Annotated in this window: 10 protein-coding genes; 4 read left to right on the forward strand and 6 right to left on the reverse strand. The window is 72.6% G+C overall.

Annotated elements, in window-relative coordinates; genetic code table 11:
* Positions 1 to 21: 21 nt before the first annotated feature.
* The 3 genes from ACIRPP_RS25315 to ACIRPP_RS25325 all read right to left on the reverse strand — a co-directional run bounded on the left by ACIRPP_RS25315 (position 22) and on the right by ACIRPP_RS25325 (position 3136).
* The gene (locus tag ACIRPP_RS25315) at positions 22 to 819 is read right to left on the reverse strand and encodes a VOC family protein (protein WP_403646964.1); all 798 of its coding nucleotides are present in this window, start codon (positions 817 to 819) and stop codon (positions 22 to 24) included.
* A gap of 122 nt (positions 820 to 941) precedes the next feature.
* Entirely contained in the window at positions 942 to 1985 is a 1044-nt protein-coding gene (locus ACIRPP_RS25320) for a LacI family DNA-binding transcriptional regulator (protein ID WP_403646967.1), read from the reverse strand.
* A gap of 107 nt (positions 1986 to 2092) precedes the next feature.
* A complete protein-coding gene (locus ACIRPP_RS25325; protein WP_403646970.1) occupies positions 2093 to 3136 on the reverse strand; it encodes a multicopper oxidase domain-containing protein in 1044 nt (347 codons plus the stop codon).
* Between the two features lie 333 nt (positions 3137 to 3469).
* Between ACIRPP_RS25325 and ACIRPP_RS25330 the strand changes: the two genes are divergently transcribed.
* Entirely contained in the window at positions 3470 to 5866 is a 2397-nt protein-coding gene (locus ACIRPP_RS25330) for a ThuA domain-containing protein (protein ID WP_403647260.1), read from the forward strand.
* On the forward strand, positions 5863 to 8076 hold the full coding sequence (locus ACIRPP_RS25335; protein ID WP_403646973.1) for an OmpL47-type beta-barrel domain-containing protein: 2214 nt from the start codon (positions 5863 to 5865) through the stop codon (positions 8074 to 8076). The genes ACIRPP_RS25330 and ACIRPP_RS25335 overlap by 4 nt, the downstream gene beginning before the upstream one ends.
* A 25-nt stretch (positions 8077 to 8101) precedes the next feature.
* Here the strand turns inward: ACIRPP_RS25335 and ligD are convergent, their stop codons facing one another.
* Positions 8102 to 9124, reverse strand: a complete 1023-nt coding sequence (ligD, locus tag ACIRPP_RS25340; RefSeq protein WP_403646976.1) for a non-homologous end-joining DNA ligase — start codon at positions 9122 to 9124, stop codon at positions 8102 to 8104.
* A 75-nt stretch (positions 9125 to 9199) separates the two neighbouring features.
* On the opposite strand from ligD, the gene ACIRPP_RS25345 reads away from it, so the two are divergent.
* Positions 9200 to 10267, forward strand: coding sequence for an ATP-dependent DNA ligase (locus ACIRPP_RS25345; protein WP_403646979.1), 1068 nt, complete (start codon positions 9200 to 9202; stop codon positions 10265 to 10267).
* A 61-nt stretch (positions 10268 to 10328) separates the two neighbouring features.
* Here ACIRPP_RS25345 and ACIRPP_RS25350 read toward each other — a convergent pair whose 3' ends face one another.
* Positions 10329 to 11519: a zinc-dependent alcohol dehydrogenase gene (locus ACIRPP_RS25350; RefSeq protein ID WP_403646982.1), complete on the reverse strand. Its 1191-nt coding sequence runs from the start codon at positions 11517 to 11519 to the stop codon at positions 10329 to 10331.
* Between the two features lie 135 nt (positions 11520 to 11654).
* On the opposite strand from ACIRPP_RS25350, the gene ACIRPP_RS25355 reads away from it, so the two are divergent.
* The gene (locus ACIRPP_RS25355) at positions 11655 to 12719 is read left to right on the forward strand and encodes a DUF3048 domain-containing protein (RefSeq protein WP_403646985.1); all 1065 of its coding nucleotides are present in this window, start codon (positions 11655 to 11657) and stop codon (positions 12717 to 12719) included.
* Between the two features lie 60 nt (positions 12720 to 12779).
* On the opposite strand, the gene ACIRPP_RS25360 is transcribed toward ACIRPP_RS25355, so the two are convergent.
* Positions 12780 to 13283 (reverse strand): MarR family winged helix-turn-helix transcriptional regulator, encoded by a 504-nt coding sequence (locus tag ACIRPP_RS25360; protein WP_403646988.1) that lies wholly within the window; start codon positions 13281 to 13283, stop codon positions 12780 to 12782.
* Positions 13284 to 13500: the final 217 nt, after the last annotated feature.

Raw genomic sequence — 13500 nt, forward strand, 5'->3', positions numbered from 1 at the left:
CGGCGGGAGCTTCCCGCGAGGTCACTGTTCCCCCGGGTCCCCCCGGAGCACGGCGAACACCGCCCCGTACGGGTCCTCCAGGCGGGCCAGGCGGCCGACTCCGGGGATCGAGGTGGCCGGCATCCGTACACGGCCGCCCAGGGTGACGGCCCGGCCGGCCACCGCGTCCGGGTCGTCGGCGCCGAAGTAGGGCAGCCAGTGGGGGCCGGCACCGGACTCCGCGTCCGTGGGGTCGTCGGCCAGCGGGACCAGACCGCCGAAGGTGCCGTCCTCGCCCGTGCCCGCCGGGTTGACGGACGTGTACACCCCGCCCGGGAAGGCCGTGCCCGAGGTCTCCCAGCCGAGCACCCGGCGGAAGAAGGCGGCGGCGCGGGCGACGTCCGGGGTGTGCAGTTCGGCCCAGAGCAGCGAGCCCACGTCCCCGGCCCGGTCGAGGCCGGCGCGCCGCTCGGGCTGCCAGATGCCGAAGGGCGCCCCGGCGGTGTCGGTGAGAACGGCGGACCGCCCCTGGCTCATCACCTGCTCGGGCGGGGAGGCGACACCGCCGCCCGCCGTCCGGGCCGCCTCGGCCGTGGCGTCCGCGTCGGGCGTCTGGAAGTAGACCGTCCACGCGGGCGGCCCCTGGTCGGGACCCACCCGCGTCACGCCCGCGACGATCTCCCCGGCCAGCTCGAAGAAGCCGTAGCCACCGCCCTCGGGGCCCGCGGAGCGGAACTGCCAGCCGAACAGCGGTCCGTAGAAGGACGCGGCGCCCTCGGTGTCGGGGGTGGCGACCTCGGTCCAGTCGGGGGCGCCGTCGACGAAGCGGGTGGTGAGCATGCGGTCTCCTCGGAGCGTTCTCGTCACCGACCCCGCCGAGTCTTCCACCGCCCACTGACACCCGCCGCCGCGACGCGGGCGGGCCGCACCGCGGGCCCCCGTCCGGCCGCACGGCCCCCGGATCAGGCCGACGCCCGCCGGACCAGGGTCGTCGGGAGGATCACGCTGGAGGGGGAACCGCCCACGCCCTCCTGCGCGGCCGGGCCGCGGTCCAGGCCGCGCAGGAGCAGCCGGGCCATGAGCCGGCCCATCTCCTCGATGTCCTGGCGGACCGTGGTGAGCGGCGGGTCGGTCTGTTCGGCGACCGGGAGCATGTCGTCGAAACCGACCACGGCCACGTCGTCCGGCACCCGGCGCCCCTGCTCGCGCAGCGCGCGCAGGGCGCCCGCGGCGGTGAGGTCGTTGGCCGCGAACACGGCGTCCAGGTCGGGGCGGCGGCCGAGCAGTTCCCGCATCGCGCGTTCCCCGCCGCCCGCCGTGAAGTCGCCCTCCGCGACGAGGAGCGGGTCGGCGTCGGCCATGACGTCGCGGTAGCCGGCCAGCCGGTCCGCCGCCGAGGTCTGGTCCAGGGCGCCGGTGATGTGCGCGACGCGTTCGCGGCCGAGGCCGAGCAGGTGGCGCACGGCGTCCCGGGCCCCGCCGCGGTTGTCGCTGTCGACGTACACCACGTCCTCTCCGCGTCCGCCGGTCCAGCCGGGCCGGCCGCCGAACACGGTGGGGACGCCCGCGCGCTGGATGAGTTCCGGCAGCGGGTCGGCCAGGTGGAGGGAGAAAACGAGCGCCCCGTCGACGTGTCCGCCGGCCAGGTAGCGGCCCACCCGGGCGTGGTCGTGGCGGCCCTCGGTGAGCAGCAGGACGAGCTGGTTGTCGTGCGCCGTCAGTTCCTTGCTGATGCCGCGCAGCTGCCGGGCGAAGAAGGGGTCGGCGAAGACCCGGGCCTCGGGCTCGGCGACGATGACGGCGATGGCGTCGTGGCGTTTGGTGACCAGGCTGCGGGCGGCCTGGTTGGGCACGTAGCCGAGTTCGTCCACCGCCTGCCGGACGCGTTCGGCCAGCGGCTCCCTGACCCCGTCGCCGCCGTTGACCACCCGGGACACGGTGGCCCGCGAGACCCCGGCCCGCGCGGCCACGGCCTCCAGCGTGGGGCGCGGCACAGTCTCCGTCACGTCTGGGGCTCCTCACCTGCGGCTGCGGGACAGGATAGCCCCGGTGCGCGGGCGGACGAGAGCGCTCCCGTACGGCGGACGGCAAGGCGGGCCGGGCGGGCCGCGTGTCAGTGGTGGTGTCCCTCCGGTTCCGCGGGTCCGGGCCGCCCGGCCCGCGCGGGGTCGGCGGAGCTCTGGCCGGCGCCCGGCTTGGTGCCCGTGCCGTGGTGGTGGTCGTCCGGGTCGTAGCCCGGGATGGTGCCGTCCGGCTTCTTCACCAGGAACAGGCCGACCATGCCCATGTCGGAGTGGCTCTGGACGTGGCAGTGGTACATCCAGGCGCCCGCCCCGACGCCCTCCCCGGCGATGATCTGGAAGCCGAAGGAGTCGGCCGGCCCGCAGATCTTGTTGTCGATGACCCGGCTGGGATCGTCGGGGCCGGTGAGGATGCCGGTGCGGTTGTCGGCCCAGCGGTGCCCGTGCATGTGGAACGTGTGGTAGAACTCGCCGTGCGTGATCATGACGATCTCCACCCGGTCGCCCACGGTGGCCTCGAAGTTTGGGCCGGTGTGCGCGGGCCGGTTGTTGATGGTCATGTCGTTGAACACGATGGTGTGCGTCCGGTCCGGCAGGACGTCGCCCTTGCGGCGCACGATCACCGCGCCGTACAGCCCGTTGCGGATGCCGCCCGTGCCGTGTTCGGTGCCGACGACGTGGTCGTGGTAGTGCCAGTAGCCGGCGCTGCCGGAGCGCCAGGTGCCGTCGGAGCGCCGTCCGGGCCGGTGGGTGCGCCAGGTGTAGGTGCGGGTGCCGCCGGGAGGGACGTCGCTCTTGTTCTGCTTGGTGCCGTCGCTGGAGATCTCGTAGTCCAGGCCGTGGACGTGCAGGCTGACGGGGACGTCCATGGTGTTCTCGAACTCGATGTGCAGGGTGTCGCCCTCGTCGAGTTCGATCAGCGGGCCGGGCACGGACGCCTTGCCCTTCTCCAGGCCGTAGCCCATCTGCCCGCCCGCCAGGCGTTCGGCGTACAGCTTCATGCGCCGCACCTCGCCCCCGGCGGGCGCGGTCCGCACCGGCGCGGGCGCACTCACGGCCTCGGGGGCCAGCGACAACGATGTCGCGACGGCCGCTCCGCCCAGCAGTACTCGTCGGTTGAAGCCGCGTCTGTCCATGCCGAACTCCCCTGGATGCGGACGTGCTTGGGCCCGTGGCTGTCATGAACCTGGAAAACCGTACCGACCGGCCCGCCGTTTATCCACACTCAGGACAAAGTTCGTTTCATTGCGGCCATAGGTATTGGCGAGTGACGCAAAGAGGTCTAGCTTCCTTGACGCCGTTGCTGCGACCGAGGAGGGGTGGGTGACCACATGCGGTTCCCCTCGCACCAACAACCCGACGCCTCAAGCGGGTTGAAGACCAGACGCCCGGGAACGACACGGGCCGCCAGGACGGGACGACGGGCCTGGGCGGCCACCGTCACCGCAGGGATCGTGGCCGCCGGGCTGATGTCGGCCCCGGCGGCGAGCGCCCGCCCGGACACGGATCCACCGCTGACAACGATGTCCATCACCTCGCCGCCCGGCGGCGCCGACGTACGGGTGCTGCTCTTCTACGGCTCCGCCGCGGGCGGCGAGGAGTCGCCGGTGGTGAACGCCGGGATCGCCGCGATCGAGCGGATCGGGCAGACCGGTCCCGCCGAGCAACGCTTCGACGTCACCGCCACGGACAACGCGGCCGTCTTCACCAACGACAAGAGGCTGAGCCGCTTCAACGCCGTCGTGTTCCTGACCGGGGGCGGCGACGTCCTCGACCCGGACCAGGAAGCGGGCCTGGAGGCGTACATGGAGGCCGGCGGCGGCTTCGTCGGCCTCCACGACGCGGCGCGCGCCGAACCGTACTCGGACTGGTTCACCGGCCTGATCGGGGCCCGCCCCGCCGCGTCCCCGGACACGGTGCAGCGGGCGACCGTCGAGGTGGGCGACCGCCGGCACCCGGCGACGAAGAGCCTGCCGCTGCAGTGGAAGCGGCCGGACAAGTGGCTGAACTGGGCGAAGAACCCCTCGGGCGACGTGCACACCGTCGCCCGGGTGCGGGAGTCCACGTACCGGCCCGGCGCGGGCGCCAACGGCGCGGACCACCCGGTCAGCTGGTGCCGTGACTACGACGGCGGCCGGTCCTTCTACACCGGCATGGGCGGCACCGTGTCGTCCTACGACGAGACCGACTTCCGCGACCACCTGCGCGGCGCCCTGCTGTGGACGACCCGGCTGGTGCAGGCCGACTGCAAGGCCACGATCAACGGGAACTACGAGGCGAAGCGGCTCACCCGGCCCAACCAGCCGGGGAAGAACGACCAGATCGGTGAACCCCACGGCCTGGTCACCGCCCCCGACGGCCGCGTCCTGTACATCGGCCGCGGCGGCGCCGACTCCTCCCAGCCGGTCGTCACCGACTGGAACGACCCGGACGTCGGCAAGGGCAAGGGCGAGATCCACATCTACGACCCGAGGACCGGGGAGGTCACCCTCGCCGGGGCGCTCGACGTGTTCGGCAACAAGGGCGGCGGCGACGAGCTGCGCAAGAACGAGGAGGGCCTGCTCGGCATCGAGCTCGACCCGGGCTTCGAGCGGAACGGGTGGGTGTACCTGCACTACACGCCGCACTCGGAGATCGACCGCGACACCCGCACGGCCGAGCGGCGCGTCTCCCGGTTCACGCTGGACCGGACGACCCACAGGCTGGTCCCGGGTAGCGAGAAGGTGCTGCTGAAGTGGCCGGTGCAGATCCACAGCTGCTGCCACGCGGGCGGCGGCATGGCCTGGGACTCCGACGGCAACCTGTACATCGCCACCGGGGACAACAACTCCAGCGGATTCAGCGGCGGTTACTCGGGCAACAACCCCGAGCCCAACTACAAGGGCCTCTCCTTCGCGGACGCGCGCCGCACCGCCGGCAACACCAACAACCTCAACGGCAAGATCCTGCGCATCCACCCGGAGCCGGACGGCACGTACACGCTGCCCGAGGGCAACCTGTTCACCGGTGAGGAGACCGCCGAGGGCGGCGGCAAGACCCGCGGCGAGATCTACGTGATGGGCGTGCGCAACCCGGCGCGCATCTCCGTCGACCCGGCGACCGACGTCCTCTACGCCGGCTGGGTCGGCCCGGACGCCGGACAGCCGTCGACGACCTGGGGACCGGCCAAGTACGACACCTTCGCCGCCATCACGAAGGCGGGCAACCACGGCTGGCCGTACTGCATGGGCAACAAGCAGCCCTACCGGGACCGCAACCTGCCCGACCCGTCCGAGCCGCTGGGCTGGTACGACTGCGACCGCCCGAAGAACGAGTCGCCGAACAACGACGGCCTGGTCAACCTGCCGCCGGTGACGTCCAACACCATCTGGTACTCACCGCAGGGCGGCGCCCCGGACTTCCCGCGCGACGCGAACGGCGTCCCGTCGTACAAGGCGGACGAGGCCACCTACGGCCTGCCGTGGCTGAAGGGCGGGGGCCAGGCGGCGATGAACGGGCCGGTGTACCGCTTCGACGACCGCAGCGACAGCGCCGTCAAGTGGCCGGCGTACTGGGACGGCAAGTGGTTCGTCGGCGACTTCTACGACGCCGACCAGCCGCGCCACGCGGTGCTCCTGGACCCGAGGACGGTGGGGAGCGGCGGGCTTCCGGTGCACGCGGAGTCGCTGAAGAAGATCGTGCCGGTCGGCAACGACGGCATCAAGAACCTCATGGACTGGAAGTTCGGTCCGGACGGCGCCCTGTACGTCCTCGACTACGGCCGCGGCTTCTTCACCTCCGACGCCAAGTCGGCGCTGTGGCGGGTCACCTACACCGGCGGCGGGCCCACCCCGGCCGCCGGTGATCTCGCGAGGAGGACCGGATGACACCGGTGACACGACAACGGCGCCTGTGGGCGGCTCTGTTGGCCGCCCTGCTGATGGCGCTGGGCCTGCAGACCGCCTCGGTGGCCGACGGCCGCGACACGGGCGGGGCGCGGGCCGCGGAGCAGGTCCTCACCTGGACCGCGGGCAACGACATCGACAAGTACCTGTCGGCGCCGACGACGGCGGTGGCGGGCAAGGCGACGATCGTCTTCGAGAACAGCGAGGCCACCGGCAACACCACCGGCATGCCGCACACCCTGACGTTCGTCACGTCGGACCCGGAGTTCAACAACGACGTCCAGCTGAACATCCTGGCGAACCCGGGTGACGCCCAGGGCGGCCGGCACACCGCCGAGGTCACCCTGACCCCGGGCCGCTACTTCTACCACTGCACGATCCCGGGCCACGGCGAGATGCAGGGCATCCTGGTGGTGACCGAGGGCGGCGGCGAGGACACCACGGCGCCCGAGGCGTCGGCCGAGGTCACCGGCACGCAGAACGCCGAGGGGCAGTACGTGGGTTCGGCGAGCGTCGTCCTGACGGCCACGGACGAGGGGTCGGGCGTCGAACGCGTCGAGTACGCGGTCGGCGACGACGAGACCTGGCACCCGTACACCGCGCCGGTCGTGATCGACCAGGTCGGCGACCACACGCTGCGCTACCGGGCCCTGGACAAGGCGGGCAACGTCTCCGAGGTCAGGAGCGTCGGCTTCACCGTCGTCGCCCCGCCGACGGACGACACCACGCCGCCCGAGACGTCCGCGACCGTGGACGGCGAACGCAACGACGACGGCACCTATGTCGACATGGCGACCGTGACGGTCACCGCCTCGGACACCGGTTCCGGCGTCAACACCGTCGAGTACGCGATCGGCGACGGCGCCTGGCAGGCGTACACCGGGCCGGTCATGGTGCACCGGGTCGGCACCCACACCGTCCGCTTCCGCGCCACCGACCGGGCGGGCAACGTCTCCGCCGTCAAGAGCGTGGAGTTCACGGTCGTCGCCGCTCCCCCGCAGGACACCGCACCACCCGTGACCGGGGTGAACGTCGAGGGCACCCGGAACTCCGACGGCGCCTACGTCGGCACCGCCCGGGTCACCGTCACCGCCACCGACGAGGGCGGTTCCGGCGTCGCCGGGATCGAGTACTCGCTCGACGGCGGACCGTACCTCGCCTACTCCGGGCCGGTGCTGGTGGACCGGGCGGGCCGGCACACCGTGGCGTACCGGGCGACCGACGAGGCGGGCAACACCTCCGAGGCGCTCACCGTGGCCTTCACGGTGGTGGCGGGCGGCGGCGTGCCGGCGCCCGACTGCCCGGAGTACGACGAGCGGCGGACGGTGTTCGTCGGCACGGTGGACTCCGGCGTGACCAACCGGGTCACGGACAGCCGGTGCCGGATCGGTGAGCTGATCGAGGACGAGAAGGAGTGGACCTCGCAGGCGCTGTTCCTCAAGCACGTGCGGACCGTCATGGACCGCCTGGAGAAGGAGGGGGTCGTCGACCGGCGGGAGTACCGGGCCGTGAACCGGGCCGCCCGTGAGTCCGGGATCGGGACGCCCGGCCAGACCGACGGCTACCGCCCGATCCTCGACGGCACCGAGGGATCCTTCGGCACGTGGCAGCATGTGGGCGGCGGTTCGTTCGCGCTCAACGAGGACGGGTCCATCACCTCGGGCACCACCCGGGGCGGGCTCGGCATGCTGTGGTTCCCCGAGCGGAAGTACGGCGACTTCTCGCTGAAGCTCCAGTGGCGTGACGACGCGCCGGGCACGGCGAACGCCAACTCCGGTGTGTTCGTGCGGTTCCCGCAGATCCACGACCACCCGGAGGAGCCGCGCCCGGAGTGGGCGGCCATCAAGTTCGGGCACGAGATCCAGGTGTTCGACTCCCCCACCGGCGACATGTACAAGACGGGCTCGGTCTACGGCTTCGACCGGGTGGGCCTGGCCGGTGCGGGCGTGACGCAGAAGGGCGCCTGGAACGACTACGAGATCCGGGTGGAGGGCCAGCACTACTCGGTCTTCCGCAACGGTGTGCTGATCAACGAGTTCGACAACACCGGTGGTCAGGACTTCGTCCCGGCGCGCTCGGACGACCCGGGCACGGACGGCCGCCGGTTCGCCTCCGGCTACATCGGGCTCCAGGTGCACGGCACCACCGACGTGGTCTCCTACCGCGACATCCGGATCAAGGACCTGTCCTGATCCGGCGGTCCGGCCGGGCCGGGCGTCAGGAGGCCGTGGGTTTCGGCTTCCTGGCCCGGCTCGGCTGGACCCGGCTCGGCTCCCCGGGCATCTTCGGGTACTCGGGCGGGTAGGGCAGATCGCCCAGTCCGTGGTCGTGCTCGTCCCGGCGGGCGAGTTCGAGCAGCGGTTCCAGCGAGAAGGCGTGATCGTCCATGTCCGCGTGCACGTCGCCGAGTTCGGCGAAGCGCGCGGGCATGGTCACGAGGTCGAAGTCCTGCGGGTGCGCCGGGCCGACCTCCTCCCAGCGCAGCGGCGCCGAGACAGGGGCGTGCGGGCGGGGCCGTACGGAGTAGGCGGAGGCGATGGTGCGGTCGCGGGCCGTCTGGTTGTAGTCGACGAAGATGCGCTCGCCGCGCTCCTCCTTCCACCACTTGATGGTGACCTGCTCCGGCATCCGGCGTTCCATCTCCCGGCCGACGGCGATGGCGGCGCGGCGGACCTGGGTGAAGGTCCAGCGCGGTTCGATGGGCACGAAGACGTGCAGGCCCCGGCCGCCGGAGGTCTTGGGCCAGCCGCGCAGGCCGTACTCGTCGAGCACGGCGCGCAGTTCGTGGGCGGCGCGGACGGCGTCGTCGTAGTCGGTGCCGGGCTGCGGGTCGAGGTCGATGCGCAGTTCGTCGGGGTGGTCGACGTCGTCCCGGCGCACCGGCCAGGGGTGGAAGGTGAGCGTGCCGTACTGGGCCGCCCACACCACGGCGCCCTCCTCGGTGGGGCACATCTCGTCGGCGCTGCGTCCGCTGGGGAAGGTGATGTGCGCGGTGGGGATCCAGTCGGGCATGCCCTTGGGGGCGCGCTTCTGGTAGAACCACTCGCCGGTGATGCCGTCGGGGTAGCGCTGGAGGGTGGTGGGCCGCTCGCGCAGGGCGCGCAGCAGGCCGGGGGCGACCGCCTGGTAGTAGCGGGCCACGTCCAGCTTGGTGTAGCCGCGCTCCGGGAAGAAGATCTTGTCCGGGCTGGAGATCCGCACGGTCCGGCCGGCCACGTCCAGTTCCACCGCTTGCGCCATGCGAGCCACGGTAGGGGCAGCGGGCAGACCTCGCACACCGGGCGACGGCGGGCGAATGACCGCAGAATCGGAACCATGGATCTTCCCGTGATGCCGCCCGTGAAGCCGATGCTCGCCAAGTCCGTGGCGAAGATCCCGCCGGGCATGCAGTACGAGGCGAAGTGGGACGGCTTCCGGGCGATCGTCTTCCGCGACGGGGACGAGGTGGAGCTGGGCAGCCGTACCGGCAAGCCGCTGACCAGGTATTTTCCCGAAGTCGTGGCGGCGCTGCGGGAGCGGGTGCCCGAGCGGTGCGTGCTGGACGGGGAGATCGTGGTCGCGCGGAACGAGCGGCTGGACTTCGACGCGCTGACCGAGCGGATCCACCCGGCGGACTCGCGGGTGCGGACGCTGGCCGAGCGCACCCCGGCCTCGTTCGTCGCCTTCGACGTGCTGGCACTGGGCGACGACTCGCTGATGGACGTGCCGCAGAGCGACCGCAGGGCCCTGCTGACCCGGGCTCTGGAGGGGGTCACGCCCCCGGTGCACGTGGCGCCGGCGACGACGGACATCGAGGTGGCCCGGGGGTGGTTCGAGCAGTACGAGGGGGCGGGCCTGGACGGGGTGATCGCCAAGCCGCTGGACCTGCGCTACCGGCCCGACGAGCGGGCGATGTTCAAGATCAAGCACGAGCGCACGGCGGACGTGGTGGTGGCGGGCTACCGCCTGCACAAGAGCGGGCCGGTGGTGGGGTCGCTGCTGCTCGGGCTGTACGACGACCAGGGGGTCCTGCAGCACGTGGGGGTGTCGGCGGCGTTCACCATGAAGCGCCGGGCGGAGCTGGTCGAGGAGCTGGCCCCGCTGCGGATGGACGACGTGTCGGGGCATCCGTGGGCGGCCTGGGCCCAGGAGGCGGCGCACGAGACGGCCCGGCTGCCGGGGGCGCCGAGCCGCTGGTCGGGCAAGAAGGACCTGTCCTGGGTGCCGCTGCGGCCGGAGCTGGTGGCCGAGGTGGCCTACGACCACATGGAGAACGGTCAGCGGTTCCGGCACACGGCCCGGTTCCGCCGCTGGCGCCCCGACCGCACACCTCGCAGCTGCACCTACGCGCAACTGGAGGAGCCGGTGCGGTACGACCTAGGGGAGATCCTCGGCGGCCCCTGACGCCCGGCCACCACCGCGTGCGGCCGGGGACGGGCGCCGGACGCCGGACGCCGGAGCCGGGTCAGGGCCGCATGACCACCTTGACGGCGCCGTCCTGCTTGCGCTGGAACATGTCGTAGGCGTGCGGCGCGTCGGACAGCGGCACGTGGTGGGTGGCGAAGTCGTCGACGCCGAGCGGGTCCTCGTCGGTGAGGTGGGGGATGATGTCGTCGGTCCAGCGGCGGACGTTGGCCTGGCCCATGCGCAGCTGGATCTGCTTGTCGAACAGGGTGAGCAGCGGGATCGGGTCGGCCATGCCGCCGTACACGCCGGACAGGGAGATGGTGCCGCCGCGGCGCACCATGTCGATGGCGGTGTAGAGGGCGGCGAGCCGGTCGACGCTGAAGCGTTCAGCCATCGGGCCGCTGAGCTTGCGGGGCAGCAGCGCGGAGGCGTTCTGCACCATGCGGGCGGCGGCGCTGCCGTGCGCCTCGGTGCCGACGGCGTCGATCACGGCGTCGGGGCCGCGGCCGTCGGTCCGGTCGCGGACGGCGGCGACGAGTTCCTTCTCGTCGTCGAAGGAGCGCAGGTCGAAGGTCTCCACGCCCCGCTCGCGCGCCCGGCGCAGCCGTTCCGGCACGAGGTCCACCCCGAAGACCCGCCCGGCGCCCTGGAGCATGGCGACCCGGCAGGCCATGTCACCGATCGGGCCGAGGCCGAGCACGGCGACGCTGCCGCCCTTGGGCACACCCGCGTAGGCGACGGCCTGCCAGGCGGTGGGCAGCACGTCGGAGAGGTAGAGGAAGCGGTCGTCGTCGGGGCCCTCGGGCACCTTGATCGGGCCGTACTGTGCCTGCGGGACCCGCAGGTACTCGGCCTGGGCGCCGGGCACGGCGCCGTACAGCCGGGTGTAGCCGAACAGCGCGGCGCCCATGCCCTCGGAGCCGACCTGGGTGGTCTCGCACTGGGTGGGCAGGCCGGTCAGGCACATCCAGCAGTTGCCGCAGGCGATCTGGAACGGGACCACCACCCTGTCCCCCACCTGGAGGTCCGGCACGGCCGCGCCGACCTCCTCGACGATGCCCATCGGTTCGTGGCCGAGGATGTCGCCCGGCGTCATGAACGGGGTCAGCACTTCGTAGAGGTGCAGGTCGGAGCCGCACAGTCCCGACGAGGTGACGCGGATGACCGCGTCCGTGGGCTCCTCGATCCGGGGGTCGGGCACGTTCTCCACCCGTACGTCCCGCTTTCCCTGCCAGGTGACTGCCCTCATGTCCGCCCGCTCCCTCCGTCGATTCCGGTGTGTCACGCATGCGGTGGCCGCCGGGTACCCGAGCGGGCCCGTACCGAATCGCCCGGCGCTGCGCCGATCGGCGGAACCGGCGCGACCGACCACGTCTGATCGGGTATGACACCCGACGATCAGAAAAGCGCACAATTGAGACATCGACGGAGTCGGGCGGGGAGGGTGGCGACGGTGAGCAGGAGACGGAGTCCGCGCGCACGGGGCGGGACGGCGGCCAGGGCGCTGGTGGCGGCCCTGGCGGCGGCCGCGCTGGCGGCGGGCTGCACGGGGCCGGGCGGCGGCCCGGCCGACGACGGCCGGGGCAGCCCGTCCCGCCGGCCGTCCCAGCAGCCCCCGCCCACCGCGGCGGACAGCGCTCCGGTCCTCGCCGTGAAGCTGGACAACGCCCGTACGGCCCGTCCGCACACGGGCCTCGAGGACGCCGATGTGGTGTACGTCGAGCAGGTCGAGGGCGGACTGAGCCGCCTGATGGCGGTGTACGCCACCCGGGTCCCGGAGTCAGTCGGTCCGGTGCGCAGCGCCCGGGAGTCCGACCTGGAGCTGCTGCGCCAGTTCGATCGGCCGGTGCTGGCCTTCTCCGGGGCGCAGAGCAAGCTGATGCCGGAGATCGAGGGCGCGCCGCTCACCCCGCTCACCCCCGAGACGGCCGAGGGGATGTACGTCCGCCGCACGGACCGTGCGGCCCCGCACAACCTGTACCTGCGGGCCGGGCGTCTGCTGCCCGAGGAGCCCGGCCGGGACGCCCTGACCACCGGCTTCCGCTACGGCCCGCCCCCCGAGGGCGGCGAACCCGAGCGGACCCGGACGGTGTCCTATCCCGCGGCCCGCTTCTCCTTCACCTGGTCCGGCGCCCGCGACCGGTGGCTGGTCACCATGGACGGCACCCCGGCGACCACCGCGCAGGGCGAGCCGATCGCGCCGGCGACCGTGGTGGTGCAGTACGTGACGGTACGGCCGTCCGACTACCACGACTTCCTCGGCAACAACACGCCGTACACCGAGACCGTCGGCTCCGGCCGGGCCACGGTGCTGCGCGACGGGCGGGCCTACGACGTCGGCTGGAACCGCCCGGACGCCGAGGACGGCACCCGCTTCACCACCGACGAGGGCACGCCGGTGAACTTCGCGCGCGGTCAGGTCTGGGTGGTGTACGCCGACGCGCCGTGACCGGACGGGGGCGTCCGGGGCCCGTGCGCGGTGGGCGGACGGGGGCGTGCGGGGCGGGGCCTAGGTACCGCGCGGGGCGTCGGGGCCGTCCGGGGTGTCGGAACGGTCCGGGGTGTCGGGGCCGTCCGGGTGGCGCAGGCTTTCGGCGGCGTCGGCGACGCGGCGGACCAGTTCGATGAAGACCGCCCGTTCGGCGGCGTCGAGAGGGGCGAGGAAGACCCGGTTCATCCGCGCGGTGCGCACGGTCAGCTTTCGGTGGGTGCGCTCACCGTCCGCGGTCGGGTGCAGCAGGAAACGCCGGCCGTCGCGCGGGTCGCGGTCCTTGCCGAGCAGCCCGCGCCCGACGAGCCGGGCGACCACCTCGGCGATGGTCGACCGGTCGAGTCCCACCCGCTCCCCCACGGTGCGCTGGTCCAGGCCCGGTTCGGCGACGAGGGCGTTGAGAACGGCGTACTGCGGCGAGGTGATCTCCTCCGAGACCATCGTGTTCCACAGCAGGTGGTGCGCCTGCTGGAGCCGCCGGGCCAGGTGCCCGGGATGGGTGGCGAGGTCCACCGCCGCCATGCGCGCTCCCACGGTCGGTTCAAAATTGCTCTGTGCACGGAACGCTACCGGGTCCTCCCGCTCCCTGTCAGGCCCCGCTCACCGACGTCACCCGGCATCTTCGGGGGTGTTGACGCCCCGCCGGAGCGAATGGCAGCGTATGCGACGCCTTCCGAAATACTCAGTGCCCTGACTGATTCGGCGCCCGAAGCCCCCGAAGCGCTGACCGAACCGGGGA

This window comes from Streptomyces sp. NPDC101219 (assembly GCF_044767675.1).
Lineage (GTDB): Bacteria > Actinomycetota > Actinomycetes > Streptomycetales > Streptomycetaceae > Streptomyces.

Excerpts from the sequence above, each read along its gene's own strand:
- ACIRPP_RS25315 (WP_403646964.1), bottom strand. The coding sequence starts at position 819 with ATGCTCACCACCCGCTTCGTCGACGGCGCCCCCGACTGGACCGAGGTC.
- ACIRPP_RS25325 (WP_403646970.1), bottom strand. The coding sequence starts at position 3,136 with ATGGACAGACGCGGCTTCAACCGACGAGTACTGCTGGGCGGAGCGGCC.
- ACIRPP_RS25330 (WP_403647260.1), top strand. The coding sequence starts at position 3,470 with ATGTCGGCCCCGGCGGCGAGCGCCCGCCCGGACACGGATCCACCGCTG.
- ACIRPP_RS25335 (WP_403646973.1), top strand. The coding sequence starts at position 5,863 with ATGACACCGGTGACACGACAACGGCGCCTGTGGGCGGCTCTGTTGGCC.
- ligD (WP_403646976.1), bottom strand. The coding sequence starts at position 9,124 with ATGGCGCAAGCGGTGGAACTGGACGTGGCCGGCCGGACCGTGCGGATC.
- ACIRPP_RS25345 (WP_403646979.1), top strand. The coding sequence starts at position 9,200 with ATGGATCTTCCCGTGATGCCGCCCGTGAAGCCGATGCTCGCCAAGTCC.
- ACIRPP_RS25350 (WP_403646982.1), bottom strand. The coding sequence starts at position 11,519 with ATGAGGGCAGTCACCTGGCAGGGAAAGCGGGACGTACGGGTGGAGAAC.
- ACIRPP_RS25355 (WP_403646985.1), top strand. The coding sequence starts at position 11,655 with ATGACACCCGACGATCAGAAAAGCGCACAATTGAGACATCGACGGAGT.
- ACIRPP_RS25360 (WP_403646988.1), bottom strand. The coding sequence starts at position 13,283 with ATGGCGGCGGTGGACCTCGCCACCCATCCCGGGCACCTGGCCCGGCGG.